This window comes from Thauera sp. (assembly GCF_035444905.1).
In the GTDB taxonomy this organism is placed as follows: domain Bacteria; phylum Pseudomonadota; class Gammaproteobacteria; order Burkholderiales; family Rhodocyclaceae; genus Thauera.
Map to the genome: position 1 here is coordinate 591 of NZ_DAOMPS010000163.1, position 451 is coordinate 1,041.

Genomic DNA, 451 nt, shown 5'->3' on the forward strand with positions numbered 1-451 from the left:
TCCACGCCATCATCAATTCCAGGGGTGAACTGATCCGTCTGCGGCTCACTGCCGATAAAGGCTACCTTGCCCAGTGGCTCACTGAAACACTGGACCGGCAAGATCTTCAGCTCATCACTCCCCTCAAGAAAAACATGCAGCCTATATATCAAGTTTGAAAAAGCCATTCTGCGCCGATGTTTCCTGATCGAAACGGTTTTCGATGAATTGAAGAATCTTTGCCAGATCGAGCGTACCTGCCATCGCTCCAGCTTCAATTTCCTTATCAATCTGATGGCTGGCATCGTGACCTGCAGTTTGTCTGTCAACGAACCTACTTTAAACTTGGCCAAGGTATTGACCTTGGCCAAAGCTTGACGGCTTATCCCGAACTCAGGTTAAAGGTAGTGTCCTTCAATGGTGTCAGTCGCGGGCGTGCACCAATGTCCTGGCATCATTCGGCGTGATGCGC

General features: G+C 49.9%; 1 pseudogene. It reads left to right on the forward strand.

The features are described 5' to 3' along the window. Positions 1–357: pseudogene (locus PLC66_RS22835) on the forward strand (transposase); the annotation flags it as partial. Between the last annotated feature and the right edge of the window lie 94 nt (positions 358–451).